We start from the raw sequence: 26,966 nt of genomic DNA, 5'->3' as shown, positions 1-26,966 counted from the left end.
CGTCGACCGTGTCCCTCCTCCTCGATCCCTTCGCCGTCACGTTCGTCCAGCGCGCCCTGCTCGGCGGTGCGCTCGTGGCGATCGTGTGCGGCATCGTCGGCACGTGGGTCGTGCTGCGCGGCATGGCGTTCCTGGGCGAGGCCATGGCGCACGGCATGCTTCCCGGGGTCGCCGTCGCGACCCTCACGGGGTTCCCGCCGATGGCGGGCGCTGCCATCAGTGCGGCAGCGATGTCGCTCGGGGTCGGAGCCCTGCAGCGCCGGGGCCGCCTCTCGGCCGACACCAGCATCGGACTCCTGTTCGTCGCGAGCCTCTCGCTCGGCATCATCGTCATCTCGGCGTCGCGGAGCTTCGCGACGGATGCCTCGGCCATCCTCTTCGGCGACATCCTGGCCATCGGTCCCTCCGAACTCGTCGCCCTCGCCGTCGCGGTCATCGTCACCGTCGTCGTCGCATCCCTCGGGCACCGCGCGTTCGTCGCGCTGACCGTCGACCCGCGACAGGCGCAGCTGCTCGGTCTCCGTCCCCGCGCCGCCCACATCGTCCTCGTCGGGCTCGTCACGCTCGCGGTGGTCTCGGCCTACCAGGCGGTCGGCTCGCTGCTGGTGGTCGGCATGCTCCTCGGCCCCGCCGTCGCGGCCGGGCAGTGGACCCGGCGCATCGTGCCCACGATGATCCTCGCCGCCCTGATCGGCACGCTCTCCGTCGCCGTGGGCCTGCTCATCTCCTGGCACGCCGCCACCGCTGCCGGCGCCACGGTCGCATTCACCGCGATCTGCTCCGGTGCCGTCTCCACCGGCATCCGCGCGCTCGTGCGCGCTCTGACCCGCCCGGACGGGCGCCGCGCGCCGGCATCCGTCATCCCGAACACCCCGGAAAGGACCGCATGAGAACTCGTGCACCTCTCTCGCTCATCGCTCTCACCGCCGGTGCCGCCCTGCTCGCCGGCTGCCAGGCCGCTCCGTCGGACTCCGCCGCGACTCCGGATGCCGATGCCACCGCGCGTGGCGAAGCCCTCGGCGACGGTCACGGCGCCATCGCCGGGGCGCGCGAACTCGCCGAGCCCGCGCTGCACCTCACCAGCATCGGCACCGACGGTGCCGTGCACCACCTCGACCTGATCGACGAGCAGTCCGAGGTCCTCGGTGACATCGCTCCCGCCGACACGCTCGACAGCGAAGGACGCTTCCTCTTCGCGGGCCGCGAGGGTGAGGTGTCGATCATCGACAGCGGCGTGTGGACGTGGAACCACGTCGACCACTTCCACTACTACGAGGCGCCGTCCCGCATCCTCGGTGAGCTCGAGGGTTCCGGCACACCGCGGACCGTGACGAGCGATCTCGGGGTCGGCGTCTACTTCGACGACGGCGACCGCGGCGGCGAGGCCGTGCTGCTCGACTTCGACGCGCTCAAGAAGGGCGACATCGTCGAGAGGTTCCGCCTCGACCTCGATGCCCCCGGGTCCCTCGTCGCACCGATCCCCGGGGGAGCGCTGATCGCCGACGCCGGCTCGGGCGAGATCCGCCGCGTCGACGCCTCGGGATCGGAACTCGACACCGCGCCCTGCGTCGACCCGGCAGGATCCATCGCGACCAATGTGGGCGTCGTCATCGGATGCGCCGACGGTGCCGTGCTCGCCGTCTCGGATGCCGCTGGCACGGCTCTCGAGAGCATCCCGTATCCCGCGGGCGGGCCGAGCCGTGCCCTGTCGTTCGCGAACCGCGAGGGTCGCCCCACCGTGGCCGGTCGTACCGAGTCCTCGGCGTTCTGGCTGCTCGACACCCGCGAGCGCTCGTGGACGGCGCACGACGCCGGCCAGCCGATCGTCCGCGTGACGGCCGTCGACGACGCCGACGAGACCGTGGTCGCGCTCGCCGCCGACGGCTCGGTGATCGTCATCTCCGGTGCGACGGGCGAGCAGCTCTCCCGCACGGAGCCGCTGGTGGCGGCATCCGTCGCAGACCCGGCGCTCGCCGCGGGCGTCGACCTCGTCGCGGACCAGCGTCGCACCTACCTCAACGGGCCCGCGGAGCGAACGCTGTTCGAGCTCGATCCCGCCGACGGCGGGCGGGTGGCCCGAAGCTTCGCGACCGAGCACGCCCCCGCCCTCTTCACGGAGACGGGCCGATGAGGCGGGCGGCGCTGGCTCTCGGCCTCGTCGTCGCCGGGGTGGTCTCGCTCGCGGGCTGCTCGGGGGCAGGAAGCGACCGCCCGACCGTCGTCGTGACGACCAACATCCTGGGCGACATCGTGCAGAACCTCGCCGGCGAAGAGCTCGACGTCGTCACCTTCATGCCGCGGGACGCCGATCCGCACTCCTTCGAGCTCTCGGCCCAGGACGCGGCGACGATGCGCAGTGCCGATCTCGTGGTCTCGAACGGGCTCGGGCTCGAAGAGGGGGTGCAGCACCACGTCGACGCGTCCGCCGCGGACGGTGTGGCCCAGTTCGTCGCGGGCGATCACGTCGAGACCCTCGGGTACCTCGACTCCGACGCGGTCGACCCGCACTTCTGGACCGATCCGACCCAGACCGCTCGTGTCGTCGACGCCCTCGCTCCGGTCCTCGCCGACCTCGCCGGTGACGGCGGGCAGGCCGTGACGGACGCCGCCGACGCGTACGTCGCGGAACTCGAGGCCGTCGATGCCGAGATGGCGGCGGGCCTGGAGTCCATCCCCGCCGAGCACCGCGCGCTCGTCACCAACCATCACGTGTTCGGTTACCTCGCGCGCCGCTACGACGTCCGCATCCTGGGGGCGGCCGTGCCGGGCGGCACGACGCTCGCAGCGCCCAGCGCGTCCGACCTGCAGGAGCTCGTCGACGCCATCGACACCGCCGGGGTGCGCACGATCTTCGCCGACTCGTCGCAGCCCGACCGGCTCATGCGCGTCCTCGCCGACGAAGCGGGGCGCGACGTGTCCGTCGTGCCGCTGCTGACCGAGTCGCTCGCGCCAGAGGGACAGCCCGGCGACACCTACCTCGACATGATGCGCCAGAACCTTCAGCGCATCACCGACGGCCTCACCCGATGAGGCATTTCCCTGGAAAGGAAACCCACCCCATGAAGAGAACCCTGCAGTTCGGCGCCCTCGCCGGCGCCGCAGCCCTGGTGCTGGCGGGATGCTCGTCCTCGCCCTCCGCGACGTCCAGCCCGTCCGGTGACGCGTCGGCCGAGGCATCCGTCCCCGCCGGTCCCCGGGTCGCGCTCGGCTACGAGGGCGGCGTGCTCGTGCTCGGCGGCGACGAGCTCGAGGTGATCGGAGACTTCGACTCCGAGGACTTCATCCGGCTCAACGCGGCCGGTGACGGCCGCCACGTCATGGTCACCACGTCGGAGGGCTTCCAGCTGCTCGACGTGCAGCAGCCCGAGCTCACCGACCTCGTCGTCCCGGCGGACGCCGCCGGACACGTCGTCGTCCACGGCGGCAAGACCGTGCTGTACGACGACGCGACGAGCGATACGACGATCTTCGACACCGCCGACCTCGCACAGCTCGACGGCAAGCTGCCCGACGCCGAGGTGATCGCCGGCGTCGAGGCGCACCACGGCGTCTCGGTCGAGCTCGAGGACGGCACACTGCTGACCACCGTCGGCGGCGAGGCCGGGCGCACCGGCATCCGCGTGCTCGATGCGGACGGCACCGAGGTCGCGTCCAACGCCGACTGCCCGGGCGTCCACGGTGAGGGCACCGCCGAGGGCGAGCGCGTCGTGTTCGGCTGCGAGAACGGCGCGATCATCTACGACGGCGGCGAGATCACCAAAGTCACCTCGCCCGACTCGTACGGCCGGATCGGCAACGCCTTCGTCGCGGAGGACAGCCCGCTCGTCGTCATGGACTACAAGGACGACCCCGACGCCGAGGGCTACCTGCTGCGCAACATCGCCCTCGTCGACACCGAGGCGAAGTCGCTGACCAAGGTCGCGCTGCCCGCCGGCGTCGAGTACACCTTCCGCGGCATCGCGCGCGGGCCGGCCGGCGAGGCCGTGCTGATCGGCACCGACGGATCGCTGCACTGGATCGATCCCGCCACGGGGGGCATCACGAAGTCCCTGCCCGTTGTCGACCCGTGGGAGGGTCCGGCCGAGTGGCAGGCTCCGCACCCGGCCGTGAAGGTCGCGGGCGACATCGCCTACGTCACCGACCCGGCGGACAGCGAGCTCGTCGCGGTCGACCTCACGACGGGTGAGATCGTGCAGACGGTGAAGCTGCCGCACGTTCCGAACGAGATCGCCGCCGTCTCCTGACGCGCCGCGCCGCCGCATCCGCTCCGGTCACCGGGGCGGATGCGGCGGACGTCGGACGTCGCCGTTAGCCTGGCGTCGTGCCGCCCGTCTCGACCTCGCAGCGCACGTATCGCTACCTGCGCCTGACCCTCGCGGGCGCACCCGTCGCGATCATGCTCGCGGTGCTCTTCGCGATCCCCGACGCGGGAGTGCTGCCCAGCGTCAGCCACTACTTCTACAGCTCGGCCCGCACCGTCTTCTCCGCCGCCCTCGTCGCGGCCGCGGCCTGCCTGCTCGCGCTCTCCGGGCGGGGCCCGCAGCGGGTGCTGCTGGATGTCGCGGCGCTCCTCGCCCCGCTCATCGCCATCATCCCGACGCCGACCTCGGCCGGCGAGGTGCCCGGCGTCGTCGTCGACTGCGCCGCCCCGTGCGTCCCCGCCGGGTTCACGGACGACCTCGACAACGCTCTGGCGACGTACCTCGTGATCGGCGCCGTCGTGCTCGCGATCGGTCTCGTGCTGGCGCGACGCGGAGACGTCGCCCTCCGCGACACGGGGCCGACGCTCGCCCTTGCGGCGACGGTGCTCGCGGGCGTGGCCCTCGTGTGGACGCTCGCACCGCAACTGCTCGTCCGCTACGGTCACGCCGTTGCGGCCTTCGGCTTCTTCATCCTCATCGCCCTCGTCGCGCTCGCCGAGGCGTTGCGGCCCTCCGATGCGCACCCACCGGCGAGGCGGACGCTGATCGGGTACGTCATCGTCGCGATCGCGCTCCTGCTCGACCTCGCCGCGACCGTCGTGTCGGCGGTGCTGTTCGACCTCCCCGTCGTGCTGGCGGGAGAGCTCATCGCCCTGGCGCTGTTCCTGGTGTTCTGGATGATGCAGACGGCCCAGAAGTGGTCGCTCGCCGATCCCGCGCTGCGAGCCTGACCGTCGACCCGAAACGCGTTCTTCTCCGCGTTCGCGAGCGGGTCTACTGTTCGTCCCATGACCGCCCCGCTCAGCGCGCTGGAGACCTCGCGCATGCGCGCGTTCCACCAGGTGCTCGGCAACACTCTGCTCGCGAACGTGACCTCGAGCTTCCTCTGGTTCGCCCTGACGTTCTGGGCCTACCTCGCCACGGAGAACGTCCTGGCGACATCCATCATCGGCGGCTCGTACATGCTGCTCGTCGCCGTGTTCGGGGTGGTCTTCGGGGCCCTCGTCGACCACATGAAGAAGAAGGCCGTGATGGTGCTCTCGAGCCTCATCACCCTGGCGACCTATCTCGGTGCCGGCGCGGTCTACCTGCTGTTTCCCGAGTCGATCCTCGTCGATTGGGGGCGCCCCTGGTTCTGGGTGTTCGCGGGCCTGATCCTCGTCGGGGGAGTCGTGGAGAATCTGCGCAACATCGCGCTGTCCACCACCGTGACCCTTCTCGTGCCGAGCGACCGCCGCGACCGGGCGAACGGCCTCGTCGGAACGGTGCAGGGTGTGGCGTTCATCGTCACGAGCGTCTTCTCCGGTCTCTCGATCGGCCTCCTCGGGATGGGCTGGACCGTCGTGATCGCGGTGTCCGCGACCGCGTTGGCCCTCGCGCATCTGACGCTCGTGTCGATCCCCGAGCGCGGCGTCGCCGCATCGCACGAGGCCGCGGCACCGGCCTTCACGTTCCGCGGCGTCGTTCCGGCGATCCGATCCGTCCCGGGGCTGTTGGCCCTGATCCTGTTCACGACCCTCAACAACCTCGTCGGCGGGGTGTTCATGGCGCTCATGGATCCATACGGGCTGACGCTCTTCACCGTCGAGGCGTGGGGGATCGTGCTCGCGGTCACCGGCACGGGGTTCATCGTCGGCGGCGCGCTGGTCGCCGCCCGCGGTCTCGGCCGCAACCCCGTGCGCACCCTGCTGCTGGTCAACGTCGGCGTCGCGGTGCTGGGGATGACCTTCGCGATCCGCGAGTGGTGGTGGCTCTACGCCCTGGGGATCTTCGTGTTCATGATGCTCATGCCCGCAGCCGAGGCCGCCGAGCAGACCGTCATCCAGCGCGTCGTGCCGTTCCAGACCCAGGGCCGCGTCTTCGGCTTCGCGGCGTCGGTCGAGTCGGCCGCCTCGCCGATCTCGGCGTACCTCGTCGGACCGCTCGCGCAGTTCGGTCTGATTCCCTTCATGCGCACGGATGCCGGTGAGCGCAGCTTCGGCTGGCTCCTCGGCGGCGGTGAGGCGCGGGGCATCGCCCTGGCTTTCGTCGCCGCGAGCGCGCTCATGCTCGTGGTGGTGCTGCTCGCGTTCCTCTCGCCGCAGTACCGGCGACTGAGCCGGGCCTACGCCGACGCAGCGCCGCCGGAGCCCGAGGCTGCCGCCGCTGCGCTGCCGGGCCCGACCCCGGTCAGGCCGGCTGACGCGGCGCCCTGAGCCCGAGCACCGCGAGCAGGCCGGCGACCGCGACCATCACCAGGGTGCATCCGGCGACACCGGCCCAGCCGAGGTCGTGGAAGGCATATCCCAGGAGCCAGCCGAACAGGCTCGAGCCACCGTAGTACCCGAGGTAGTACAGCGACGCGGCTTGAGCGCGCGTCTCCGGCCTCGCCGCCGCGGGAGCCCAGCCCGAGGCGATCGCGTGGGCGCCGAAGAAGCCGGCGGTGAGGATCAGGAGCCCCACGAGCACCGCGATCACGTGGGGCACCGCCGTCACGACGATGCCGATCGCCATGACCGCGAGCGCCGCCAGCAGCACCGGCAGACGCCCGAACCGCCCCGCGAGCGACCCGGCCCAGGGAGAGGCTACGGTCCCGGCGAGGTAGGCGAGGAAGAGGAAGCTGACGATCCACAGCGGCAGCGAGTACGGCGGCGCGACGAGGTGGAACCCGAGGTAGTTGTACACGGCGACGAAGCCGCCCATGAGCAGGAATCCCTGCGCGTAGAGCGACAGCTGGCGACGGTCGCGCAGGTTCGTCGCGAGCCGGGCGACGAGCGAGGGGCCGGAGGTTCCGGTCCTCCGCTGCGGCGCGGAGCCGCGGGCCGGCGGGGTGAGCCACAGGAAGAGCACGGCCGACGCCGCGCACACCGCCGCGACGGCGAACACGCCGCCGCGCCACAGACCGACATCGCCGAAGGGGCCCGCGACGAGCCTTCCGAGCAGTCCGCCGATCGTGGTGCCGGCGATGTAGCTGCCGGCTGCCGTCGCGGTGTGGGCGGCGTCGACCTCTTCTGACAGATAGGCGAGGGCGATGGCGGGCACGGCCCCGAGTGCCACGCCCTCGAGCAGCCGGGCTGAGAGCAGCAGCGGCAGCGTCGGGGCGAGCGGGGCCAGCAGGCCGAGCACGGTCGCGGCGATGACCCCGGTCGCCATCGCGGGTACGCGACCGATGCGGTCGGCCACGACCGACCAGGGGATGACGCCGACGGCGAGACCGAGCGTCGAGACCGAGACCGCCAATGCGGCGGTGGCCGGTTCGACCCCGAACTCCGAGCCGATGAAGGGGAGGACCGCCTGGGGCGAGTACAACTGCGCGAAGGTCGCGACGCCGGCGAAGAACAACCCGGCGATGAGCCGGCGGTAAGCGGGCGACCCGGGAACATGACCGGTGAACGCACGCACCGGGCCAGCCTACGACCGCGGCGACCGCCAGCCGGACGTGAGAAGGGCCGGTCGACTCAGAATCGTCGACCGGCCCTGTCATCCCTTGCACCAGAGATCACACCGCGCAGTTGGGGGGAACTGCGTGCCTCGAAGTTATAACGACCAGGTAACGGGATGCAACGGCTGGGCCGTTCTCATCAGCGCTGCATAGTGATCGTTCAGGATCGCGGCAGGACCCTCAGCGACCCTCCCGAAGGACGACCGACCCCGCCGAGACCCGGACCTCGACGCGGTTGCGCGACGAGGGGTCTTCGTTCAGGCCGTTGACGAACGAGCCTGCCTCCTGGGTCGAGCTGACGGCGTAATCACCACGGGGGAGCGCGAGGTCGACCCCGCCCGCCTCGGCGGCGATCGTCACCGACGTCGGAGCGGTGCCCGCGAGGGAGCCCGACACCCGGCCGGCGCTGACGTCGACGGTCGCCTCACGGACCCCGTCGAGCTCGACCGAAACGCGTCCGGCGGATACGCGGGCGTCGAGGCTCGTCGCGGAGCCGGCCGTATCGATCGACCCGGCATCGGCGCGCAGCGCGAGAGCGCCGAACTCCCCGTCCGCTCGCAGGGCCCCCGCCCCCACGCTCAGCTGGGCGTCAAGTCCCGCGAGGTCGTCGGGAAGGACGAGCGTCGCCCGCGACGTTCCGCCCCACAGGCGCCATCCGCTCCACCAGTCACGGTCCGAGTCGACCACGAGGCGGTCGCCGTCGCGGGCGAGCTCCCACGCCTCGGCGCCTCCCGAGCCGGTCACGGTGAGGGTCGCCTCGTCGACATCGCCGAAGGAGACCTCGACGTCGGCAGCCGCGGCATCCATCTCGAGGAAGCTCACACCCGCGGTCGGCGCCGAGATCGTCGAGGTCGCGGTGCCGCCGCTGACGACTGTCGACACGACACTGGTTCCGGCGGTGAACACGAGGAGGCCCGCGCCCGCGGCGATCGTGAGCCCGGCGACCACGCGGGCTGCGGACGACGGCGTCGACGTCGGCACCGTCGGGGGCGTGCCGCCCGCCGACGGCGGCCCGTCGGGGGCTCCCGGCGGCGTGGCAGGAGGCGGGGTCAGGGTCGTGCTCATCGCACTGCTCCGTTCTGCGGCTGTGAGCCGCCGTGTTCGAGATGGACGAGGGCGGCGAGCACGCGGCGGTTGCCGTGTTCGTCCTGCTCGAGGTCGAGTTTCTGGAAGAGCGAGGTGATGTACTTCTCGACGCTCGCCTCGCTGAGGAACATCGCCCCGGCGATCGCCTGATTGCTGCGCCCTTCGGCGATGAGGGCGAGCACCGTCCGCTCGCGTTCGGTGAGCCGCGACATCCGCTCGTCACGCGATCGGCGCATGAGCAGCTGCGCGACCACCTCGGGGTCGAGAACCGTGGCTCCCGCGCCGATGCGTTCGATCGTCGCGAGGAATTCGCCGACGTCGGCCACGCGGTCTTTCAAGAGGTAGCCCAGGGCCGCCCCCTGCGAGGTGATGAGCTCGCTCGCGTAGCGTTCCTCGACGTACTGGCTCAGGACGAGGATGGGCAGCCGGGGGTTCTCGGCACGCAGGGCGAGGGCCGCGCGGATGCCCTCGTCGGTGAACGTCGGCGGCAGCCGGACGTCGAGGATGCAGAGGTCGGGCTGGGTCTCGGCCACGGCGGCGGAGATACCGTCGGCATCGGGGAGGGCCGCGACGACCTCGTGGCCCGAGTCGGCCAGCAGCCGGACGATCCCCTCTCGCAGCAGCGTCGAGTCCTCGCAGATCAGGATGCGCACGGCACGCTCACCTCCAGTGCGGTCGGTCCACCGGCCGGGCTGTCGAGGCGTGTCGTGCCGCCCGCGGCGGTGATGCGGTTGATGATGCCGTCGAGCCCGCCTCCGGGGATGACCCGGGCTCCACCGACGCCGTTGTCCTCGACCCGCGCCCAGAGGGTGTGATCGTCGCGGTGACGGACCACCACGCGGCATTCCCCGGCCCGCGAGTGCTTGGCAGCGTTGGTGAGCGACTCCGCGATCGCGAAGTACACCGCCGCCTCCGCGGTGCGACTGCACCGCTGGTCGACCCGTACGTCGAGGCTGACGGGCACGTGCGAGCGGGCGGCGAGGGCGGACAGTGCCGCGTCGAGTCCGCGATCGTCGAGCACCGAGGCGTGGATGCCGCGGGCGAGCTGACGCAGTTCGGTGATCGCGGCCTTCGTCGAGGTGTGGGCCTCGGCAAGCAGTTCCTTCGCGGCATCCGGGTCGTCGTCGATCTTCTGCTGGGCGAGTCCCAGCGTCATGCCCACCGAGACGAGCCGCGGCTGCACGCCGTCGTGCAGGTCGCGCTCGATGCGGGTGCGCTCGAGCTCACCGGCGCGGACCGCGCCCTCGCGCTGCACCCCCGCGGTGCGGGCAGCCTCGACCAGCTGCGCTTCGCGCGAGGGGACGAGGATCGCCTTGGCGAGGATGCCGTGCAGAAGGGTGATCCCCACGAGGAGGGCTGCCGGCACGAGGACCAGGAGCACCCCGGCCACGACGGCGCCCTCGCGGGGAACGCTGATCCAGGTCGAGGCGACGGTGACGGTCTGCTCCGCGTAGAGCGGGGCGAAGATCAGGGCGAAGCCCGACGCGAGCAGTCCGGACAGGCTGAGCGCGATGAGCCCCAGCACCGTCGAGATCGCTGCGTGGGCGACCCCGCGCCACATCCGCCCGTCGGTGAACTGCAGCCAGACCGTGCGGAGCCAGCCGCCGAACCCGGGCCGGCCGCTGCTGCGCGGCGAAAGCGAGGGCAGGCCCCACCCGTACAGGCCGTCGACGCGGGCGTATTCGAGCCAGCCGGTGAGCCAGAGCGCGTAGACGAAACCCACCAGGATCGGCAGGCCGAGTCCGAGTGCCGGAGTCAGGCCGATCCCCGTCGCCATGAGGGTGAGGAGCACGGTGAACACGGCGGTGCCCGCGAAGCCGAGGGCGGCGAGCTGGGCGAGCGCTCCGAGCGGGCGCACCCAGGTCAGAGCACGGGATGGAGGGGCGGTGCTGGCGACGGCGGTGGTCATGGCTCCACGCTAGGACCGCGGCCGGGTGCCGCGCAGGCGAGCCGCCCGGAGACTCCCTTTCGGGTTATCCCCCGGGGGCGCACGGCCGCAGCCGCCGGTCGTGTCGGAGAGGATGGGGGAGTGACCTCTCCCGACATCCGCCTGATCGCCGTCGACATGGACGGCACGCTCCTCGACGCGGACGGCCGCATCCCCGAGGGCCTGTGGCGGCTGTTGCCGCGGCTGCGCGATCGGGGCATCGTGTTCGCTCCCGCAAGCGGACGCCAGCTCGCGACGCTCCGCCGGCAGTTCGCGGATGCGCCGGTCGAGCTCGACTACATCGCCGAGAACGGTGCGTACGTCGTCCGAGACGGCGCCGAGGTCAGCTCGGATGCCGTCGACCCCGCGTTCGCGGCATCCGTCGTCCGCCGCATCCGCGGTCTCGACCACCTCGATGTCGGCCTCGTCGTCTGCGGCAAGCGGTCGGCCTACATCGAGCGCGCGGACGCAGCCTTCTTCGCCGAGGCCGACAAGTACTACGCCGAGCTCGCTGTCGTGGACGACCTGACCTCGGTCGACGACGAGATCCTCAAGCTCGCCGTCTACGACTTCGCGCTCGCCGAGGACTCGGTCGCACCCGAGCTGTTCGACCTCCGCGAGACGCACCAGGTCGTGGTGTCGGGGCAGCACTGGGTCGACATCATGAACCCGGGGGTCAACAAGGGGCGGGCGCTGTCCCGTCTGCAGGAGACGCTCGGGATCGGCCCCGAGCACACGATGGCGTTCGGTGACTACCTCAACGACCTCGAACTGCTCCAGCAGGCCCGTTACTCGTACGCGATGGCCGAGGCGCACCCCGAGATCGCGGCCGTCGCCCGCTACAGCGCGCCCTCGCACACCGAGGCAGGAGTGCTGACGGTCATCGAGGAGTTCCTGGCCCGCTGAGCGACGGGATCGCTCTGCGCAAGCCCGCACCGAAGACCACGGCGACGGCGTAGCGTGTGCGGCATGGTCACGATTCCCACGGTCTCGCTCAACGACGGCTCCGACTTCCCCGAGCTCGGGCTCGGCACCTACAACCTGCGCGGCCCCGAGGGCATCGACGCCATCGCCGCCGCGATCGACTCGGGCTACCGGCTGCTCGACACCGCGGTGAACTATCAGAACGAGTCGGAGGTCGGGGAAGCCGTGCGTCGCAGCGGCATCCGCGACCAGCTGATCATCACGACCAAGGTGCCGGGGCGCGACCACGGCTTCGACGAGACGATCCGCAGCGCCGAAGGCTCGCTCGGCCGGCTCGGCGTCGAGAAGATCGACCTGTACCTCATCCACTGGCCGAACCCGAGCCAGGGCAAGTGGCTCGAGACCTACCGTGCGATGCTGGCGCTCCGCGACGAGGGGCAGGTCGGTTCGGTCGGCGTCTCGAACTTCACCGAGCCGATGCTCGCCCGCCTCATCGAGGAGACCGGAGTCGCCCCGGCGGTCAATCAGGTCGAGATGCACCCCTACTTCCCGCAGGCCGGCCTGCGCGCGTTCCACGCTGCGAACGGCATCCGCACCGAGAGCTGGAGCCCCCTGGCTCGGCGCAGCGAGCTGCTGAACGAGCAGGTCATCGCCGACATCGCGGCATCCCACGGCGTCACCGGAACGCAGGTCGTGCTGCGCTGGCACACGCAGCTGTCGTCGACCCCGATCCCGAAGTCTGCCGACCCGGTCCGCCAGCGCGAGAACGCCGACGTCTTCGACTTCCTGCTGTCGGGCGACGAGATCGCGGCGATCAGCGCCCTCGAACGTGGCCGGCTCTGGGACGGCGACCCCGACACCCACGAGGAGATGTAGCCCGCGCCGGATAGCGTGGAGGCATGACGACGCCGTTCGACTCTCTCGACGACTACTACGCCCTTCCCCGCATCGACGCGGCGGCGACCGCGCCCGACGGCTCGCACGTCGTGCTGACGGTCGCGACCCTCACGAAGGATCGCACCGGCTACGAGCGCTCGCTGTGGTCGGTGCCCGCCGATGGCGCCGGTGCGCCGCGACGCCTGACCCGCTCGACGACCGGCGAGTCCGGCGCCGTGTTCACATCCTCCGGCGATCTGCTGTTCGTGTCGGCCCGCCCCGACAACGACGCCGCGGACGGCGCACCCGCTCAGCTCTGGCTGCTTCCGGCCGCCGGCGGCGAGGCGCGCCCGGTGACGCGGTTGGCCGGCGGCGTCTCCGCGGTCGTCACGGCGGCGGACTCCGACCGCATCGTGATCGCGTCGTCGCTGCTCCCCGAGGCCGCCACGATCGAGGCCGACGCGAAGCTGCGGGCGGAGCGGAAGAAGCTCAAGGTTTCCGCGATCATCCACGACACCTACCCCGTGCGGTACTGGGACCACGATCTCGGCCCCCACGAGCCCGCGCTGCTTGCCCTCGATCTGAACGAGCTGGGCGACGCGCCCGCCGTCATCGCGACCGCCGACCAGGCCGTCGACGAGGTCGTCGGCGCTGGCGCCGAAGCGGGGGAGGCTGCCGACGAGCCCTACCCCGCGGGGCTGCCGCGCCCGCGCATCCTGCTCCGTGGTCGTGCGGCCTCGACGGCGGGTATGGCGCTCACGCCCGACGGTGCGACCCTCGTCGCCTCGGTGCCCGAGCCGCAGGGGCGTGACGCCCGGTACCGTCTCGTCGCGATCGACACCGCGACGGGCGAGCTGCGCGTCATCCGCGACGAGGTCGACGTCGACGTCGAGATGCCCGCGATCAGCCGCGACGGCGCCCGTGTCGCCTACGTCCGCACGGTGAAGTCCACCCCAGCGGGGCCCGCCGATCAGGAGCTGTGGGCGAGCGCCCTCGACGGTGCCGACGCGCAGCGCCTGGCCTCGGACTGGGACCGCTGGCCGAGCAGCATCCGATTCTCCGATGACGACGCGGCGCTCGTGGTGACCGCCGACCACGACGGTCGCGGCCCCGTCTTCAGCGTGCCGCTCGACGGCGGCGCTGTCTCGCAGACGACGCACGACGACTTCGCGTACACGCACGTCGAGCCGGTCTCGGGCACCACGGACGTCATCGCGCTCCGCTCCAATTGGATGACGCCGCCGCATCCGGTCCGTGTCGCCGCCGACGGCTCTGTCACGCCGCTGGCGAACCCGGCGCCGTCCCCCGCGACGACCGCCTCGATGGTCGAGGTCGAGACGACCGCCGACGACGGAGCCCGCGTGCGCGGCTGGCTCGTGCTGCCCGAGGGGGCGGATGCCGCGACCCCGGCGCCGCTTCTGCTGTGGATCCACGGCGGACCGCTCAACAGCTGGAACGCGTGGAGCTGGCGGTGGAGCCCGCTGCTGGCCGCGGCACGAGGCTATGCCGTGCTGCTGCCCGACCCGGCGCTGTCGACCGGTTACGGGCTCGACTTCATCGCGCGCGGGTGGGACGCGTGGGGCGCCGCGCCCTTCACCGACCTCATGTCGATCACGGATGCGGTCGTCGCGCGCGATGACATCGACGAGACCCGGACGGCCGCGATGGGCGGATCGTTCGGCGGCTACATGGCGAACTGGGTGGCGGGTCACACCGACCGCTTCGACGCGATCGTGACCCACGCGAGCCTGTGGGCGTTCGACCAGTTCGCCGGCACGACCGACTTCGCGCCGTACTGGCAGAGCATCTTCAGCCCCGAGGGTGCGGTCGCCAACTCGCCGCATCGCTTCGTCGCCGACATCCGGACGCCGATGCTCGTGATCCACGGTGACCGTGACTACCGGGTGCCGATCGGCGAGGGTCTGCGGCTGTGGGCCGACCTCAACGAGCACCACGCCGCCGAGGACGGCACGAGCCCGCACCGGTTCCTGTACTACCCCGACGAGAACCACTGGATCCTCTCGCCGCAGAACGCGCGGGTCTGGTACGAGACGGTCTTCGCGTTCCTCGAGGAGAACCTGCCCGCGCGCGCCTGAGTCGCGTCTCAGTCGCGCCTTGCGGCGCTCGCCTGACAGGAGTGGCCCCTTCCCCGCGTGGGAGGGGGCCACTCCTGTCAGATGAACGGGTTCACGCGGCGACGGGCGGGAGGATGCGACGGAGGATGAGCCGCTGCGCCAGCGTCCAGGCGACCGTCACGACCAGGTACAGGCCCGCCGCGAGCGGAACGAACACCGCGACGACGGCGGTCGCGAACTGCGCGACCCCGAGCACCCCCGACAGGGCGGCCGGAGCATCCGTCACCCGGAAGGCTCGCCGCGTCAGCTCGCCGACGAGCGCGATCGAGGCGATGACGGCGCCGAACACGAGGGCGGCGGCGAGCGGCAGTGTGCCCGACGCGACGGTGCCCGCCAGGCTCGACCCGAGGGGGACCCCGGCGAGCGTCTCGGCGAGCAGCCCGTTGGTGTGGCCCGCGATCGTCGAATGGATGAACACCCCGTACAGCAGCCCCACGACGGGAGCCTGCACCAGCAGCGGCAGACAGCTCGCCGTCGGCGAGACGTTCTCGTCGCGATAGAGCTTGAGCGTCTCGCGTTGCAGCTTCTCGCGGTCGGTCCGGTATCGCTGCTGGAGCTCGCGCAGCCGCGGCGCCAGGCGTGCACGAGCGCGATCCGCTCGCGCCTGGGCGACGCCCGCGGGGATCAGTGCTGTGCGCACGACGACGGTGATGAGGATGACGGATGCCGCGGCGGCGAGGTCGCCGAGCGCGGGTCCGAGCGCCGCGGTCAGTGCGGCGAGGATCGAGGCCACGGCGTCGAGCGCCGCGGCGATGGGCGGGAAGGAGTACAGGTCCATGGAGAGTCCGATCGACGAAGCTGAGCACGGGGGGTCAGCCGCGAGGGGACGCCGGACGACGCGGAGTACGTGGCGCTGGCGGGGGTGTGCGCGGGTGTCGAGTCGTTCCGGACGTGGCTACGCGGCTGGAGCCGCGAGCCCCGGGGCGCGGGGGCGTCGTCTCCCGGGAGCGTCCGGGTCGCTCTGCGCCAGCAGAGTCGACGGCGAGATGGATCGCCGCGGGTGGGGGCGCCGCGAACCCGCCGCCCCCGTCGCCGTGACGGCGCCCGCGATCGAGGCGACCGCGATCGCGATCGTGAGCAGCGCCACCGCGGTCGCCGCTGCGAGCCCGCTCGAGTCGCCGAGCGAGAGGGCGCCGATGACCGAGAGCAGCATCGGGAGCGTGGAGAGGAGGGACATCACGCCACCACCCCTGTCGGGGCCCAGCCCGCGGCGCGCTCCAGCAGCGCGGCATCCCCGTCGAAACGCGCGCCCTCGGGGCGCGACCGTCGCAGGGCGAGCAGGAGAAGCACGAACCCGCCGATGGGCATCAGGTTCAGCAGCACCCACCATCCCGACAGGTTCGAATCGTGCAGCCGCCGCACCGCGACGGTGAAACCCGGGATGAAGGTGGCCACCACCCACACGGTCGAGGTCCACAGGTAGACCGCCACCAGGGTCGAGAGGGGATCGGTCGGAGCGATCGGCCCGAAGAGCTCGATCCCGCGCCATCCCCACCAGCCGAAGGGGTGCAGCCCGAGGTCGAGCTGCGGCCAGCGCCCCGACAGCATCCGCGGGATCACGAGGAGGAAGACGACGGCGGCCGTGAAGCCGACGGCCATCCACGACCAGTACTCACTGCGGCTGGCGCGCCCGCGCAGGCGGAAGGCGTGCACCACGAAACGGCGCATCGCCTGGGGCAGCGAAGCGTTCGGCAGCGGTGCTGTCGAGACGGCCTCCATCCCGCGATGCTAGCGGAGCGTCGCGGGGCGGCGCAGTCTTCGCCTGTCAGTTCTGGCCCCATCCCGCGCGGAGAGGGGGCGGGAAGCGTCAGGTGAACCGACCCGTGCGCGTCAGTGGGGTGCGTGATACTCGGGCTCGCCCCGCTTCCAGTAGCCCTTCACCGTGATCTGCTCGGGGTCGAGGCGCCAGCGGTCGAGGAGCAGCGTTCGAGCGGAGCGCACGATCGACTGCTCGGCCGCCACGAAAGCGAAGACGGCGCCGTCCGGTCGGTCGTCGTCGCCGAGCGCGGCGAGACGAGCGGCGAGGGGAGCGCCGGCGGATGCCGATCCGCGGTGCACCTGCTCGACGACGACCCCCGGCGGCGTGGTGATGGGCAGCTCGTGATCGGCGTCGGGCACCTCGATGAGCACGCGCCCGACGGCAGCGGCATCCATGTGATGGGCGAACCGCCGGATCGCGGGGACCGCGGTCTCGTCTCCCGCCAGGAACCAGCCGTCGGGGCGTCCCGTGAGCACGGCGGAACCGCGCGGTCCGCCGATGCCGATCGTCGACCCGATCTCCGCCGTCGCCGCCCAGTCCGCAGCCACGCCGTCGCCGTGCAGGGCGAACTCGAGGTCGAGCCAGCCCTCGTCGGCGTCCCAGGCGAGCGGGGTGTACTCGCGGCTCGGCGCCGCACGCAGCTCGTCGATGCTCTCGGGGGCCACCTCGGGGAAGAACACACGGACGTGGTCGTCGCACCCCGGGGAATCGAAGTCCCGCAGATCGGCGCCCTCGAGCCGCACCCGGACATAGGCGGGAGTGAGCCATTGTCGGGCTGCCAGGCGGACGAAGCGAAAACGCAGGTCGAGCGCTCGGCGAGCGATCCGGAACGAGGGGGTTGCGGTCGAGGCGGACATGAAGGTTAGGCTAACCTACACAGTCGCCGGTTCTCGATCCCGGCATCCGGTCGCCCCGTCGACCAGCATCCGATACGCACCGCACCAGGAGTTACGTCACGTGAGCCATGCCATCCGCCGTCCCGCACTCGTCTCGATCGCGCTCGTCGCAGCGCTCGGCCTCGCCGGGTGCGCGTCGTCGGCGAGCCCGGATGCCGCGCCCAGCGGTGACGCGACCGCGCCCACGACCGTCACCGTGACCGACAACCACGGCGAGATCGAGGTGCCCGTCGCCCCCGAACGCGTCGTCGCGCTCGATAACACGACGTTCCAGACGCTCAGCGACTGGGACATCGACCTCGTGGCGGCACCCAAGCCGCTGATGTACGACCTGTGGCCCAACCTGTCCGGGGGCGACGACGTGCTCGACGTCGGGCTGCACCGCGAGCCCGACCTCGAGGCGATCATCTCGGCCCAGCCCGACCTCATCGTCGGCGGGTACCGCTTCCGCGACATCTACGACGACCTGACGGCGATCCAGCCCGCGACGATCGAGACCAGTGCTCGCGAGGGCGAGGAGCAGGTCGCCGAGCTGAAGCGCCAGGTCGAGATCCTCGGACAGGTCTTCGATCGGGAGGATGACGCGAAGAAGCTCGCCGACGCCCTCGACGGCGCCGTCGCCGACGCGAAGGCGGCCTACAACGGCACCGACACGGTCGTCGGCCTGCTCACCTCGGGCGGCAAGATCTCGTTCGCAGCCCCGGGGGAGGGGCGCGGCGTCGGTGCCGTCTTCCCCACGCTCGGACTCGTCCCCGGCATCGATCGCGGAGCGGAGAACGCCTCGCACGGCGACGACATCAGCGTCGAGGCGATCGCGGCGGCGAACCCCGAGTGGCTGATCGTGCTGGACCGGGACGCCATGTTCGGCGAGGACGGCTATGTCTCGGCGAAGGAGCTCATCGAGGGGTCCGAAGCGCTGCAGAACGTGCCCGCCGTGCAGAAGGGGCAGATCGTCTACCTCGCACCGAGTTTCTACCTCGACGAGGGCATCCAGGCGTACACCAAGCTCTACGCCGACATCGCGACGGCCTTCGCCGCGGCGGCCTGATCGTCCTGCGCGGTGCCCCGTCCGGTACTGCCGGCCGGGGCGCCGCGATCCGTCATGACTGCGCTCACCGCCCCCGCCCGCATCCGCGGGCGTCTCGCCCTCCCGGCCGCGATCACCGTCGTGACCGGTCTCGTCGTGCTGTCCCTCTTCGTCGGCGTCTACGACCTCGCCTCGGACGACGTCGGCTCGGAGATGCTGTGGATCACCCGGATTCCGCGCACGCTCGCGCTGGTCCTCGCGGGCTGCGCGATGGCCGTCTCCGGCCTCGTCATGCAGCTGCTGACGCAGAACCGCTTCGTCGAGCCGACCACCACTGGGACCACCGAGTGGGCAGCGCTCGGCCTCCTCGCGACGGTGCTCCTCGCGCCCGACGCTCCGCTGGTCGTACGCATGCTCTTCGCGAGCCTCGCGGCGTTCGTCGGCACGATGGTCTTCCTCGCGATCCTGCGTCGCATCCAGCTGCGCTCGTCGCTGATCGTGCCGCTCATCGGCATCATGCTCGGCGCCGTCGTCTCGTCCTTCACGACCTACCTCGCGGTCAGTGCGAACGCCCTGCAGATGCTGGGTACGTGGTTCATGGGCAGCTTCACCGCCGTCGTCCGTGGTCGCTACGAGGTCCTGTGGGTCGTCGGCATCGTCGTCGTGCTCGTCGCGCTCTTCGCCGACCGGCTGACGGCGGCGAGCCTCGGGAAGGATGTCGCAACGACGCTCGGTGTCGACTACGACCGGGTGCTCCTCCTCGGCACCGCCCTCGTCGCCGTCGCGACCGGCGTCACGACCGTCGTCGTGGGGTTCCTGCCCTTCCTCGGGCTCGTCGTGCCCAACCTCGTGTCGATGTGGCGGGGAGACAATCTCCGCGCGAACCTCCCCTGGGTGTGTCTCGGCGGAGTGGCTGTCATCGTCGTCTGCGACATCGTCGGCCGCGTCATCCGGATGCCGTTCGAGGTGCCCGTCTCGATGATCCTCGGCGTCCTCGGTGCTGCCGTGTTCGTCGTGCTGCTCCTGCGGCAGCGAGGGCACGATGGCTGAGACGCTGCGCGGCACTGTCCGATCGCGGGTGTGGCTGCGGTTCGTCGTTCTCGCCATCATGGTCGCCGCGGCGGCCGTCCTGCTGCTGACCTGGAACATCCCTCTCGATCCGGCGCAGCGCGGCTATTGGCTCGCCGTGGAGCTCCGGGTCACGACGGTGGCGACGGTCGCGATCGTCGCCTGCTGCCAGGCGGTGGCGACGGTGCTATTTCACACCGCGACGGGCAACCGCATCCTGACGCCCTCGATCATGGGGTTCGACGCGCTCTACGTCGTGATGCAGACCGGCCTGGTGTTCTTCTTCGGGGGAGCTGCGCTCGCGGCCACCGACGGGCTCGCCAAGGTGGCCCTCCAGAGCCTGCTGATGGTGGCGTTCGCGACCCTCCTCTACGGGTGGCTCTTCGCCGGCAAGCGGGGAAACCTGCACATCATGCTGCTGATCGGGATCGTGCTCGGGGTCGGTTTCGGCTCGCTCTCGACGGTGATGCAGCGGCTGCTGACGCCGAGCGACTTCGACCTGCTCTCGGCGCGCCTGTTCGGCAACCTGAGCAACTCGAACCCCGAGTACCTGCCGTGGGCCGCGGTGATCGTCGCGATCGTCCTCGTCGTGGTGTGGCGCCGCCGCCGACGTCTCGACGTGCTGACCCTCGGGCGCGACGTCGCCACGAACCTCGGCCTCGCGTACAAGCGCGAGGTCACCGTCCTGCTGATCCTGGTGGCCGTGCTCATCTCGGTCTCCACGACGCTCGTCGGCCCGATGACCTTCTTCGGGTTCATCGTCGCGACCCTCGCCTACCAGCTCGGCGGATCGTCCCGCCACGCCGTGATTCTGCCCTTCGCGGCGCTGCTGGGGACGGCGACGCTGCTCGGCGGCTACTTCGTGCTGCGGCACGTGTTCTACGCCGCGGGCATGCTCACGGTCATCATCGAGTTCGTCGGCGGCCTCTTCTTCATCGTCTACCTGCTGCGAAAGGGCGCGCTGTGATCACCCTCACCGACGTCTCGAAGTCCTACGGGGGCCTGCGCGTGCTGGGTCCCATCGACCTCCAGATCCCGGCCGGCGGGGTGACCGCCCTCGTCGGGCCCAACGGCGCCGGCAAGTCCACGCTGCTGACGATCGTCGGGCGCCTGACCGAGCCCACCACGGGCACGGTCACGGTGGGCGGTCTCGATGTCGCGCGCACCCCGAGCCGCGAGCTGGCGCGCGTGGTGTCGATCCTGCGGCAGGAGAACCACTTCGTCACGCGGCTCACGGTGCGCGACCTCGTCGGCTTCGGGCGGTTCCCCCACTCCGGGGGACGCCTCACTCCCGACGACCGGCGCCACGTCGACGAGGCGCTGCGCTTCCTCGATCTGGAGGACCTCTCGCACCGCTACCTCGATCAGCTCTCCGGCGGGCAGCGCCAGCGCGCCTACGTCGCGATGGTGCTCGCGCAGGACACCGACTGCATCCTGCTCGACGAGCCGCTCAACAACCTCGACATGCGTCACGCCGTGGGGATGATGCGGCAGCTGCGGCGTGCGGCGGATGAGCTGGGCAAGACCGTCGTCGTCGTCATCCACGACATCAACTTCGCCGCCGCCTACGCCGACCGCATCGTGGCCCTCACCGGGGGAACGGTGGCGTGCGCGGGGACACCGCGAGACATCATGCGCCCCGACGTGCTGGAGAGCGTGTTCCAGACGCCGATCGCGGTCCGCGACGACGGCGAGTACCCGCTCGCGGTGTACTTCCGCTGATCGCAGCGCACCGAGAGGGCTTCACCTGGCAGTTGTGGCCGCATCCGGCGCGTGAAGGGGGCGGAAAGTGTCAGGTGAAGCGGCTCGCGCGGCGGTCAGAGCTGCGCGCCGTCGTCGTCGCGGTCGTAGACGCCCTCGTTGCGTCCCCGGCGCGACTCGTAGGCGATGAGCCATCCCACCGAGATCGCCGCGGCGAGCACGAGGCCGAGCCACACGTTGTTCATCACGAGGCCGAACACGATGCCGAGCAGGAAGACGAGGGCGGCGCCGAGCGCCCAGTAGGTGTGTCCGCGCTGCCATCCCCGATTCGCCATGCCCCGAGCCTACGGTGCCGCGCGGGTCAGCGGTCGCGGTGGTCTTCGGGATGCAGCCGCGGGCCGCGGCGCGGTTCGAAGACGCCGCCCGCGTAGATGAGCCGGATGACACGCTGCCGGTGGCCCCGCCACGGCTCGAGCAGTTCGAGCATCCCGTCGTCGTCGACGCGGTGGCCCGTCAGGGCGTAGCCCACGGTGTGGCACAGGTGGTAGTCGCCCACGCTCACGGCATCGGGATCGCCGAAGGCGCGGATGCGGGTCTCCGCGGAGGTCCACGGCCCGATCCCCGGCAGTGAGGTCAGGATGCGTTCGTGCTCGTCGCCGCCGCGGGCGCCGGCGACCGCGCGCTCGATCGACGCCCGTCGCTGTGCCGCGCGCACGACGGTGCGCGACTGCGGCGGCTCGAGGCCGGCGCGATGCCACGCCCAGCTCGGAATCAGGTGCCAGTCCGCGGGCGGGGCGAACATCGGACGCGGCGTCGGTCCCGGCGCGCGCTCGCCGTACCAGGTGACGATCGCGCGCCAAGCGCCGAAGGCCTGCAGGCCCGTCACCTTCTGCTCGAAGATCGCGCTCGCGAGGTCGTCGAAGACGAGGTCGGTCGCGCCCAGGCGGATGTCGGGATGCCGATGGTGGATGTCGGCGATGAGCGGATGCCGCGTCCCGTCGAACCCTTCGGGATCGTCGTGTGCGCCGCACAGCCGCGGCAGCTGCTCGATCGCCCACTGGGCGCCGGGACCCCAGGCGGCTGCTCTCACGAGCGAGCGGCCCACCCGCAGGGCGAGCGTCGCGACGCCGCGCGGCGTGCGGCTGACGCGCCAGATCACGTCGCCTGAGACCGTCATCGTGGGATCGTGGGCGCCGTGCTGCTGGTGACGTACCGCGCGGGCGATGTCGATCGGCGCAGCCGGTCGGTACTCGGTCTCGATCGGGCGGGATGACGGCGGCGGCGGCGCGGCATCGCGCTCGCGGATCGCCGGGCGGCGACCCGGCATCCGTCCCGTCGTCACCGCGCTCATGCCGACACCCTACGTCGGAACCTCCGACATCCCGCCGTGAGCGACGTCGATCGGCGTCGGGGTGACGCGGCGCGAATCAGAAGCGGTCGGGCGAGGGCGTGCCGTGGCCGTAGCGGATGACCACGTCGGCGTGGCGGTCGAACCGGTAGCCGACGCCGCGTACCGTGCGCACGATGTCCTCGTAGCGGCCGAGCTTCGCACGCAGCCGGCGGACGTGGACGTCGATCGTGCGCTCGCCCGGCGCCTCGTCGTCGGAACCGTTGCTCCACAGCGACTCGACGAGCTCGGAGCGCTCGATGGTGCGTCCCTCACGGAGCACCAGGTACTGCAGCAGCTCGAACTCCTTGAAGGTGAAGGCCGCCGACTCGCCATCGATGAAGACGCGCTTGCGCGAGATGTCGACGGTCACGCCGCCGGGGACGTGGTCCTCCGCCGGGACGTCCTGCTTCGTGCGGGCGACCGCGCTGGGCTCGTGGAGCGCGAGACGGACGACGTCGACGTCGCGTCCGCCCGCGCCGACCGGTGCCAGGGCGACGGTCGCGTAGGTCTCGGCGTGGGGGGCGAGCTCGCCCAGCGTGCGGCGCAGCGCCTCGACGAGGGTCGAGAGCGAGACGCCGTCGACGGCGGCCTTGGCCTCGTCGATGCCGACGTACAGGGCGAAGCCGCGGGGTGCGGTCGAGGTCGCAGCGGCGGGCGCCGGGGGAGGCGTCTCGACGGCGCGAAGGTGGCGAGCGGGGGCGGCGGGGGCGAGAAGAGCGGTGTTCGACATGGGAGGTTCGTCCTCGGAACGTGAACCCGGGCTGTCAGCCTGCGGCGGGTTCGGGTGTGCGTTGCGTGAGGCCCAGCGGGGGCCGGTGAGCGAGCATCCGGATGTCGGCGTTGTGGGCCGGGCCATCGGAACTCGGGGATCCGCGGCCGCGTTCAGAAGCGGCGGAGGATCAGGCGGGGTTCACCTGTCAGCGGCACATTCGGCAACACATGACAGCACGCTGCGACATCATCATGATGTCGGCAGTTCCGTTCGCCTCCCGGGCGGACAGAGTGCGTGCGATGTCAGTCATGGGGTTGATTATGACGATCCGTGTCCGGATGTGTCAAACACACCAGCGCCGCGCGTCCTTCGATGACGGAATGTGACAGATTGCTCAATCCTCGCTACGGTGCACGATCGTGGCTACGCGGATCCGGATCGTCGGCACCTCCGGCTCGGGGAAGAGCGTGCTCGCGGACCGCGTCTCGGCGCGGACCGGGCTGCCGCGGCTCGAGCTCGACGCCGTCTTCTGGGATGCCGGCTGGCGGATGCGCGATCTCGACGAGGCCCGGGCCCGGGTCCGGGAGTTCGTGCGGCAGCATCCGGACGGGTGGGTCGCGGACGGGAACTGGACGTCGCGCCTGGGCGACCTGCTCGACCCGGGTTCGCCGGACGGCGCCGACACGGTCGTGTGGCTCGACCTGCCGCGCCGACGCGTGATGCGTCAGGTCGTCGGACGCACGCTGCGCCGCGTGGTGCGGCGCGAGGAGCTCTGGCACGGCAACCGCGAGCGCGCGGGCAATCTCTTCCGATGGCATCCGGAGCGGAACATCATCCGGTTCGCGTGGACCAACCATCCCGTCACGCGCGAGCGCATGCTCGGGCGCATCGCCGCGGGGGAGCGCATCGTGCGGCTGCGCGATCGCTCGGAGATCGACGCCTGGCTCGCCTCGCTGCCACCGGCCGGGCGTAGCGTGGGCGCATGAGCGATCTGACCTTCACGCATGAGAGGGATGCCTCCCGCTACACGCTGCACCGGGGAGACGACCTCGTCAGCGTGCTCGACTACCGCGACGACGGGCGCACGGTCGCACTCACCCGCGCGTACACGATTCCGACGTTCCGCGGGCACGGCTATGCGGCGGAGGTCGTCGAGCGCGCCGTCGCCGACATCGAGGCGCTCGGTGACCGGACGATCAGCCCGGTCTGCTGGTACGTCGCCGACTGGTTCGAGGCGCACCCCGATCGCGCGGGGATTCTGCAGCCGCGGCGCTGACCCGCGAAGCCGCAGATAGGTCTCCTGCCGCGCGGCTGTCAAGACGGTGCTCGCGAGAGGACGCCGGGGCCAGACTGGGGCGATCGATCGAAGGAGACAGTCATGAACCGCGATCTACCCGAGGGTGTCGTCGATCCTGACGGCGCCGGTGCCACGTCGCTCGCCGCGAGCGAGGCCGAGGACGACGCCGTGCGCGACGCGGACAGCCCCGCCGACGTCCCGATGCCCGATGGCGACAGCCCCGACGGTTTCGTCGAGAGCGCCGAGATCCAGCAGGGCCTGGACCCCGACCTCGTCACCGACGAGCAGGCAGACGAGGAGGAGCAGCGATGAGCGGTCAGGCCGACGAGATCGATTCGAGCGTCTCTGACTCCGCGACGCAGGACGCGCCCGAGACCGGCCGCGGCGGCACGCGGTCGACCACTGCGGGCACCGGCGGCGACGTGACGCCTCCGAAGGAGGACACCCCGGTCTCGCCCCCGGGCGTGCAGGACGGCCCCGCGCTGTCGATGCACGACACGACCGAGCAGGAGCGCCTCGACGGGCTCGTCGCGCAGCTGCGGGCTGATCTCCCCGGCGAGAACCGCGCGACGGTCGAGAAGTACGTGCGTCAGCGCGTCTCGGAGGTCGGCCTGAGTGTCGGCGACGACGAGATCGCGCGAATCGTCGACGACCTCGCCGCCGACTGACGGACGACGGTACGAATGCCCCGGGTGGGACCCCGGGGCATTCGTCGTGTCGAGGCGGTGCCCTGTACGACGCTCGGCCCGAGAGTGCAAGGGCGGGCCTGCCGCGCTCATGCGGGCATACCCTGACCCACGATGAGTGACACGGCGAGCATCCCGCTGTCGGTGCACCAGCGGTGGCGGGCCTTCTGGGTCTGCGTGGCCGTCGCGGCGCTGACGATCCTCGACCTGACGAAGGTCAACGTCGCGCTGCCCTCGATCGAGCAGGCGTTCGGTGCGGGCTCGACCGAGCTCCAGCTCATCGTGTCGGGTTACGTCCTCACCTTCGGGCTCACGCTCGTTCCCGCCGGACGTATCGGCGACCAGCGCTCGCGACGCGCGCTGTTCGTGATCGGACTCTCGCTGTTCACCGTGACGAGTATCGCGTGCGCGCTCGCTCCGAACACGGAGGTGCTTTTGGCCGCACGGCTGGTGCAGGGCGTCGCCGCCGGCATCCAGATGCCGCAGGTGATCGGACTGGCCCAGGAGATGTTCCAGGGGGCCGAGCGCGGCAAGGCATTCGGGCTGTTCGGTGCCACGATCGGCATCTCGACGGCCTTCGGCCCCACGCTCGGAGGCCTCATGATCGCGCTGGGCGGCGCCGACGACGGCTGGCGCTACATCTTCTGGATGAACGTCCCGCTGACCCTCGCCGTACTCGCCGGGGTCGTCTGGCTCCTTCCGAAGACGCGCGAATCCCGGCCGGCGCGGCTGCAGCTGGATCCCGTCGGTCTCCTGCTCTTCGCGTTCGTCGTCATCGCCCTCATGGTGCCCTTCCTCCTCACGACCGGTGCGCCGGGCGATGATCCGCAGCGCTGGTGGTCGCTCGTCGCCTTCGGCGTCTTCGCCGCCCTCTTCGTGTGGTGGGAGCGACGCTATGCAGCATCCGGCAAGCATCCGCTCATTCCGCTGCAGCTCTTCGCCATCTCGTCGTACCGCAACGGCACTCTCATCCAGGCGGTCTATTTCATGGCGCTGCCGGCGATGTTCCTGTTGACGACCCTCTTCCTGCAGCTGGGCGTCGGCCTCGAGCCCGTCTTCGCGGGGATGGTCTCGATCGGATTCGCCGTCGCGAGCGCCGCGGCCTCGTATGTCGGCGGCCGGATCGTGACGCGCGTCGGGCGCCCGCTCGTCGTCGGCGGCCTCGTCATCATGCTCTCGGCCGTGGTCGCTCTCGCCCTCGTCGCGTACTTCGTGCCGCCCGGGATCGTGGAGTTCGCGATGGCGGGAGTCCTGACCGTGGGGGGCTTCGGCGGTGGCCTCGTCATCTCGCCGAACCAGACCCTCACCCTCGCCGACATACCCGTGAAGCAGGGCGGTCTCGCAGGCTCGGTCGGTCAGCTCGTGCAGCGGATCGGAACCGCCGTCGGAACCGCCGTCGCGCTGTCGCTGTTCTACTCGACGGTGAACCGGCTCGGCGGCGGGTCGACACCGCGGATCGATGTCTACCACGACGCCTATGCGCTGGGGATGGTCTCGGTGGGCCTGTTCCTCGCGCTCGCGCTCGTGCTCGGCGTCGCCGACCTTTCCTCGCGGCGCAGGCGAGCCCGTCAGGCCTGAGTCTGGCTGCTTCCCCGCGGGGCACCCCGGCGATGTCCGAGCCTGCTCCTACCCTGGTCGGC

The 26,966-nt window shown here is 71.3% G+C and carries 29 protein-coding genes; 18 read left to right on the top strand and 11 right to left on the bottom strand.

Annotation, left to right across the window (positions count from 1 at the left end; translation table 11 throughout):
- The first annotated feature begins 8 nt into the window (after positions 1-8).
- The 6 genes from aztB (at position 9) to ACLBWJ_RS05900 (ending at position 6,616) form a co-directional block, all read left to right on the top strand.
- Positions 9-890, top strand: coding sequence for a zinc ABC transporter permease AztB (gene aztB, locus ACLBWJ_RS05925; RefSeq protein WP_274178428.1), 882 nt, complete (start codon positions 9-11; stop codon positions 888-890).
- On the top strand, positions 887-2,131 hold the full coding sequence (locus ACLBWJ_RS05920) for a hypothetical protein (RefSeq protein ID WP_274178429.1): 1,245 nt from the start codon (positions 887-889) through the stop codon (positions 2,129-2,131). Before aztB ends, ACLBWJ_RS05920 begins: the two co-directional genes overlap by 4 nt.
- On the top strand, positions 2,128-3,030 hold the full coding sequence (locus tag ACLBWJ_RS05915; protein ID WP_274178430.1) for a metal ABC transporter substrate-binding protein: 903 nt from the start codon (positions 2,128-2,130) through the stop codon (positions 3,028-3,030). Before ACLBWJ_RS05920 ends, ACLBWJ_RS05915 begins: the two co-directional genes overlap by 4 nt.
- 29 nt (positions 3,031-3,059) lie before the next feature.
- Positions 3,060-4,244 (top strand): zinc metallochaperone AztD, encoded by a 1,185-nt coding sequence (aztD, locus tag ACLBWJ_RS05910; RefSeq protein WP_282502117.1) that lies wholly within the window; start codon positions 3,060-3,062, stop codon positions 4,242-4,244.
- Positions 4,245-4,321: 77 nt separating this feature from the next.
- On the top strand, positions 4,322-5,152 hold the full coding sequence (locus ACLBWJ_RS05905; protein WP_282502118.1) for a hypothetical protein: 831 nt from the start codon (positions 4,322-4,324) through the stop codon (positions 5,150-5,152).
- Between the two features lie 57 nt (positions 5,153-5,209).
- Positions 5,210-6,616, top strand: coding sequence for an MFS transporter (locus ACLBWJ_RS05900; RefSeq protein WP_447659876.1), 1,407 nt, complete (start codon positions 5,210-5,212; stop codon positions 6,614-6,616).
- On the opposite strand, the gene ACLBWJ_RS05895 is transcribed toward ACLBWJ_RS05900, so the two are convergent.
- The 4 genes from ACLBWJ_RS05895 to ACLBWJ_RS05880 all read right to left on the bottom strand — a co-directional run bounded on the left by ACLBWJ_RS05895 (position 6,591) and on the right by ACLBWJ_RS05880 (position 10,837).
- The gene (locus tag ACLBWJ_RS05895) at positions 6,591-7,802 is read right to left on the bottom strand and encodes an MFS transporter (RefSeq protein ID WP_447659875.1); all 1,212 of its coding nucleotides are present in this window, start codon (positions 7,800-7,802) and stop codon (positions 6,591-6,593) included. The two genes, ACLBWJ_RS05900 and ACLBWJ_RS05895, sit on opposite strands and share 26 nt — an antisense overlap.
- Before the next feature lie 220 nt (positions 7,803-8,022).
- Complete coding sequence (locus ACLBWJ_RS05890; protein ID WP_447659874.1) at positions 8,023-8,907, bottom strand: hypothetical protein; 885 nt, start codon at positions 8,905-8,907, stop codon at positions 8,023-8,025.
- Positions 8,904-9,581: a response regulator gene (locus ACLBWJ_RS05885; protein ID WP_282502121.1), complete on the bottom strand. Its 678-nt coding sequence runs from the start codon at positions 9,579-9,581 to the stop codon at positions 8,904-8,906. The genes ACLBWJ_RS05890 and ACLBWJ_RS05885 overlap by 4 nt, the downstream gene beginning before the upstream one ends.
- Positions 9,569-10,837, bottom strand: coding sequence for a sensor histidine kinase (locus ACLBWJ_RS05880; protein ID WP_282502122.1), 1,269 nt, complete (start codon positions 10,835-10,837; stop codon positions 9,569-9,571). Before ACLBWJ_RS05880 ends, ACLBWJ_RS05885 begins: the two co-directional genes overlap by 13 nt.
- A gap of 120 nt (positions 10,838-10,957) precedes the next feature.
- On the opposite strand from ACLBWJ_RS05880, the gene ACLBWJ_RS05875 reads away from it, so the two are divergent.
- From ACLBWJ_RS05875 to ACLBWJ_RS05865, 3 genes are all read left to right on the top strand, one after another.
- Complete coding sequence (locus ACLBWJ_RS05875) at positions 10,958-11,761, top strand: Cof-type HAD-IIB family hydrolase (RefSeq protein ID WP_274178437.1); 804 nt, start codon at positions 10,958-10,960, stop codon at positions 11,759-11,761.
- A 63-nt stretch (positions 11,762-11,824) separates the two neighbouring features.
- Positions 11,825-12,655, top strand: a complete 831-nt coding sequence (locus tag ACLBWJ_RS05870) for an aldo/keto reductase (RefSeq protein WP_282502123.1) — start codon at positions 11,825-11,827, stop codon at positions 12,653-12,655.
- A 23-nt stretch (positions 12,656-12,678) separates the two neighbouring features.
- A complete protein-coding gene (locus tag ACLBWJ_RS05865; RefSeq protein ID WP_447659873.1) occupies positions 12,679-14,751 on the top strand; it encodes a S9 family peptidase in 2,073 nt (690 codons plus the stop codon).
- 91 nt (positions 14,752-14,842) lie between these two features.
- Here ACLBWJ_RS05865 and ACLBWJ_RS05860 read toward each other — a convergent pair whose 3' ends face one another.
- The 4 genes from ACLBWJ_RS05860 to ACLBWJ_RS05845 all read right to left on the bottom strand — a co-directional run bounded on the left by ACLBWJ_RS05860 (position 14,843) and on the right by ACLBWJ_RS05845 (position 17,406).
- Positions 14,843-15,568, bottom strand: coding sequence for a YidC/Oxa1 family membrane protein insertase (locus ACLBWJ_RS05860; protein ID WP_323987284.1), 726 nt, complete (start codon positions 15,566-15,568; stop codon positions 14,843-14,845).
- A gap of 117 nt (positions 15,569-15,685) precedes the next feature.
- Positions 15,686-15,970 carry a DUF6412 domain-containing protein gene (locus ACLBWJ_RS05855; protein ID WP_354451242.1) on the bottom strand — a complete coding sequence of 95 codons (285 nt, stop codon included), beginning with the start codon at positions 15,968-15,970 and terminating at the stop codon, positions 15,686-15,688.
- Positions 15,967-16,509: a DUF805 domain-containing protein gene (locus ACLBWJ_RS05850; RefSeq protein WP_447659872.1), complete on the bottom strand. Its 543-nt coding sequence runs from the start codon at positions 16,507-16,509 to the stop codon at positions 15,967-15,969. The genes ACLBWJ_RS05855 and ACLBWJ_RS05850 overlap by 4 nt, the downstream gene beginning before the upstream one ends.
- A gap of 111 nt (positions 16,510-16,620) precedes the next feature.
- Positions 16,621-17,406 (bottom strand): siderophore-interacting protein, encoded by a 786-nt coding sequence (locus ACLBWJ_RS05845; protein ID WP_274178443.1) that lies wholly within the window; start codon positions 17,404-17,406, stop codon positions 16,621-16,623.
- 100 nt (positions 17,407-17,506) lie between these two features.
- Here ACLBWJ_RS05845 and ACLBWJ_RS05840 point away from each other — a divergent pair, with 100 nt between their 5' ends.
- Genes ACLBWJ_RS05840 through ACLBWJ_RS05825 form a run of 4 tightly spaced genes read left to right on the top strand, consistent with a single transcriptional unit; the run spans position 17,507 to position 21,262 of the window.
- Positions 17,507-18,493, top strand: coding sequence for a siderophore ABC transporter substrate-binding protein (locus tag ACLBWJ_RS05840; protein ID WP_274178444.1), 987 nt, complete (start codon positions 17,507-17,509; stop codon positions 18,491-18,493).
- Between the two features lie 54 nt (positions 18,494-18,547).
- Complete coding sequence (locus ACLBWJ_RS05835; protein WP_274178445.1) at positions 18,548-19,522, top strand: ABC transporter permease; 975 nt, start codon at positions 18,548-18,550, stop codon at positions 19,520-19,522.
- Positions 19,515-20,507, top strand: coding sequence for an iron chelate uptake ABC transporter family permease subunit (locus ACLBWJ_RS05830; RefSeq protein WP_447659871.1), 993 nt, complete (start codon positions 19,515-19,517; stop codon positions 20,505-20,507). The genes ACLBWJ_RS05835 and ACLBWJ_RS05830 overlap by 8 nt, the downstream gene beginning before the upstream one ends.
- Positions 20,504-21,262 carry an iron ABC transporter ATP-binding protein gene (locus ACLBWJ_RS05825; protein WP_282502129.1) on the top strand — a complete coding sequence of 253 codons (759 nt, stop codon included), beginning with the start codon at positions 20,504-20,506 and terminating at the stop codon, positions 21,260-21,262. Before ACLBWJ_RS05830 ends, ACLBWJ_RS05825 begins: the two co-directional genes overlap by 4 nt.
- A 95-nt stretch (positions 21,263-21,357) precedes the next feature.
- On the opposite strand, the gene ACLBWJ_RS05820 is transcribed toward ACLBWJ_RS05825, so the two are convergent.
- The 3 genes from ACLBWJ_RS05820 to ACLBWJ_RS05810 all read right to left on the bottom strand — a co-directional run bounded on the left by ACLBWJ_RS05820 (position 21,358) and on the right by ACLBWJ_RS05810 (position 23,361).
- Entirely contained in the window at positions 21,358-21,576 is a 219-nt protein-coding gene (locus ACLBWJ_RS05820; RefSeq protein WP_112616669.1) for a hypothetical protein, read from the bottom strand.
- Between the two features lie 26 nt (positions 21,577-21,602).
- Positions 21,603-22,568 (bottom strand): DNA-3-methyladenine glycosylase family protein, encoded by a 966-nt coding sequence (locus ACLBWJ_RS05815; RefSeq protein WP_274178545.1) that lies wholly within the window; start codon positions 22,566-22,568, stop codon positions 21,603-21,605.
- A gap of 100 nt (positions 22,569-22,668) precedes the next feature.
- Positions 22,669-23,361, bottom strand: a complete 693-nt coding sequence (locus ACLBWJ_RS05810) for a winged helix-turn-helix domain-containing protein (protein ID WP_274178448.1) — start codon at positions 23,359-23,361, stop codon at positions 22,669-22,671.
- Positions 23,362-23,762: 401 nt separating this feature from the next.
- Here ACLBWJ_RS05810 and ACLBWJ_RS05805 point away from each other — a divergent pair, with 401 nt between their 5' ends.
- The 5 genes from ACLBWJ_RS05805 (at position 23,763) to ACLBWJ_RS05785 (ending at position 26,904) form a co-directional block, all read left to right on the top strand.
- Positions 23,763-24,329 (top strand): toxin, encoded by a 567-nt coding sequence (locus ACLBWJ_RS05805; RefSeq protein ID WP_274178449.1) that lies wholly within the window; start codon positions 23,763-23,765, stop codon positions 24,327-24,329.
- Positions 24,326-24,619: a GNAT family N-acetyltransferase gene (locus ACLBWJ_RS05800; protein ID WP_112616677.1), complete on the top strand. Its 294-nt coding sequence runs from the start codon at positions 24,326-24,328 to the stop codon at positions 24,617-24,619. Before ACLBWJ_RS05805 ends, ACLBWJ_RS05800 begins: the two co-directional genes overlap by 4 nt.
- A 102-nt stretch (positions 24,620-24,721) precedes the next feature.
- Entirely contained in the window at positions 24,722-24,952 is a 231-nt protein-coding gene (locus ACLBWJ_RS05795) for a hypothetical protein (protein WP_064956107.1), read from the top strand.
- Positions 24,949-25,308, top strand: coding sequence for a hypothetical protein (locus ACLBWJ_RS05790; protein ID WP_258524631.1), 360 nt, complete (start codon positions 24,949-24,951; stop codon positions 25,306-25,308). Before ACLBWJ_RS05795 ends, ACLBWJ_RS05790 begins: the two co-directional genes overlap by 4 nt.
- A gap of 132 nt (positions 25,309-25,440) precedes the next feature.
- Positions 25,441-26,904, top strand: coding sequence for an MFS transporter (locus ACLBWJ_RS05785; RefSeq protein WP_274178450.1), 1,464 nt, complete (start codon positions 25,441-25,443; stop codon positions 26,902-26,904).
- Positions 26,905-26,966: the final 62 nt, after the last annotated feature.

It is taken from the genome of Microbacterium sp. M4A5_1d (assembly GCF_053345465.1).
This window is presented reverse-complemented; position numbering and strand designations above follow the sequence as displayed.

Excerpts from the sequence above, each read along its gene's own strand:
- ACLBWJ_RS05790 (WP_258524631.1), top strand. The coding sequence starts at position 24,949 with ATGAGCGGTCAGGCCGACGAGATCGATTCGAGCGTCTCTGACTCCGCG.
- ACLBWJ_RS05920 (WP_274178429.1), top strand. The coding sequence starts at position 887 with ATGAGAACTCGTGCACCTCTCTCGCTCATCGCTCTCACCGCCGGTGCC.
- ACLBWJ_RS05850 (WP_447659872.1), bottom strand. The coding sequence starts at position 16,509 with ATGGAGGCCGTCTCGACAGCACCGCTGCCGAACGCTTCGCTGCCCCAG.
- ACLBWJ_RS05845 (WP_274178443.1), bottom strand. The coding sequence starts at position 17,406 with ATGTCCGCCTCGACCGCAACCCCCTCGTTCCGGATCGCTCGCCGAGCG.
- ACLBWJ_RS05890 (WP_447659874.1), bottom strand. The coding sequence starts at position 8,907 with ATGAGCACGACCCTGACCCCGCCTCCTGCCACGCCGCCGGGAGCCCCC.
- ACLBWJ_RS05810 (WP_274178448.1), bottom strand. The coding sequence starts at position 23,361 with ATGTCGAACACCGCTCTTCTCGCCCCCGCCGCCCCCGCTCGCCACCTT.
- ACLBWJ_RS05880 (WP_282502122.1), bottom strand. The coding sequence starts at position 10,837 with ATGACCACCGCCGTCGCCAGCACCGCCCCTCCATCCCGTGCTCTGACC.
- ACLBWJ_RS05900 (WP_447659876.1), top strand. The coding sequence starts at position 5,210 with ATGACCGCCCCGCTCAGCGCGCTGGAGACCTCGCGCATGCGCGCGTTC.
- ACLBWJ_RS05785 (WP_274178450.1), top strand. The coding sequence starts at position 25,441 with ATGAGTGACACGGCGAGCATCCCGCTGTCGGTGCACCAGCGGTGGCGG.
- ACLBWJ_RS05835 (WP_274178445.1), top strand. The coding sequence starts at position 18,548 with ATGACTGCGCTCACCGCCCCCGCCCGCATCCGCGGGCGTCTCGCCCTC.
- ACLBWJ_RS05830 (WP_447659871.1), top strand. The coding sequence starts at position 19,515 with ATGGCTGAGACGCTGCGCGGCACTGTCCGATCGCGGGTGTGGCTGCGG.
- aztD (WP_282502117.1), top strand. The coding sequence starts at position 3,060 with ATGAAGAGAACCCTGCAGTTCGGCGCCCTCGCCGGCGCCGCAGCCCTG.
- ACLBWJ_RS05815 (WP_274178545.1), bottom strand. The coding sequence starts at position 22,568 with ATGCCGGGTCGCCGCCCGGCGATCCGCGAGCGCGATGCCGCGCCGCCG.
- ACLBWJ_RS05870 (WP_282502123.1), top strand. The coding sequence starts at position 11,825 with ATGGTCACGATTCCCACGGTCTCGCTCAACGACGGCTCCGACTTCCCC.
- ACLBWJ_RS05915 (WP_274178430.1), top strand. The coding sequence starts at position 2,128 with ATGAGGCGGGCGGCGCTGGCTCTCGGCCTCGTCGTCGCCGGGGTGGTC.
- ACLBWJ_RS05865 (WP_447659873.1), top strand. The coding sequence starts at position 12,679 with ATGACGACGCCGTTCGACTCTCTCGACGACTACTACGCCCTTCCCCGC.
- ACLBWJ_RS05800 (WP_112616677.1), top strand. The coding sequence starts at position 24,326 with ATGAGCGATCTGACCTTCACGCATGAGAGGGATGCCTCCCGCTACACG.
- ACLBWJ_RS05820 (WP_112616669.1), bottom strand. The coding sequence starts at position 21,576 with ATGGCGAATCGGGGATGGCAGCGCGGACACACCTACTGGGCGCTCGGC.
- ACLBWJ_RS05795 (WP_064956107.1), top strand. The coding sequence starts at position 24,722 with ATGAACCGCGATCTACCCGAGGGTGTCGTCGATCCTGACGGCGCCGGT.
- ACLBWJ_RS05860 (WP_323987284.1), bottom strand. The coding sequence starts at position 15,568 with ATGGACCTGTACTCCTTCCCGCCCATCGCCGCGGCGCTCGACGCCGTG.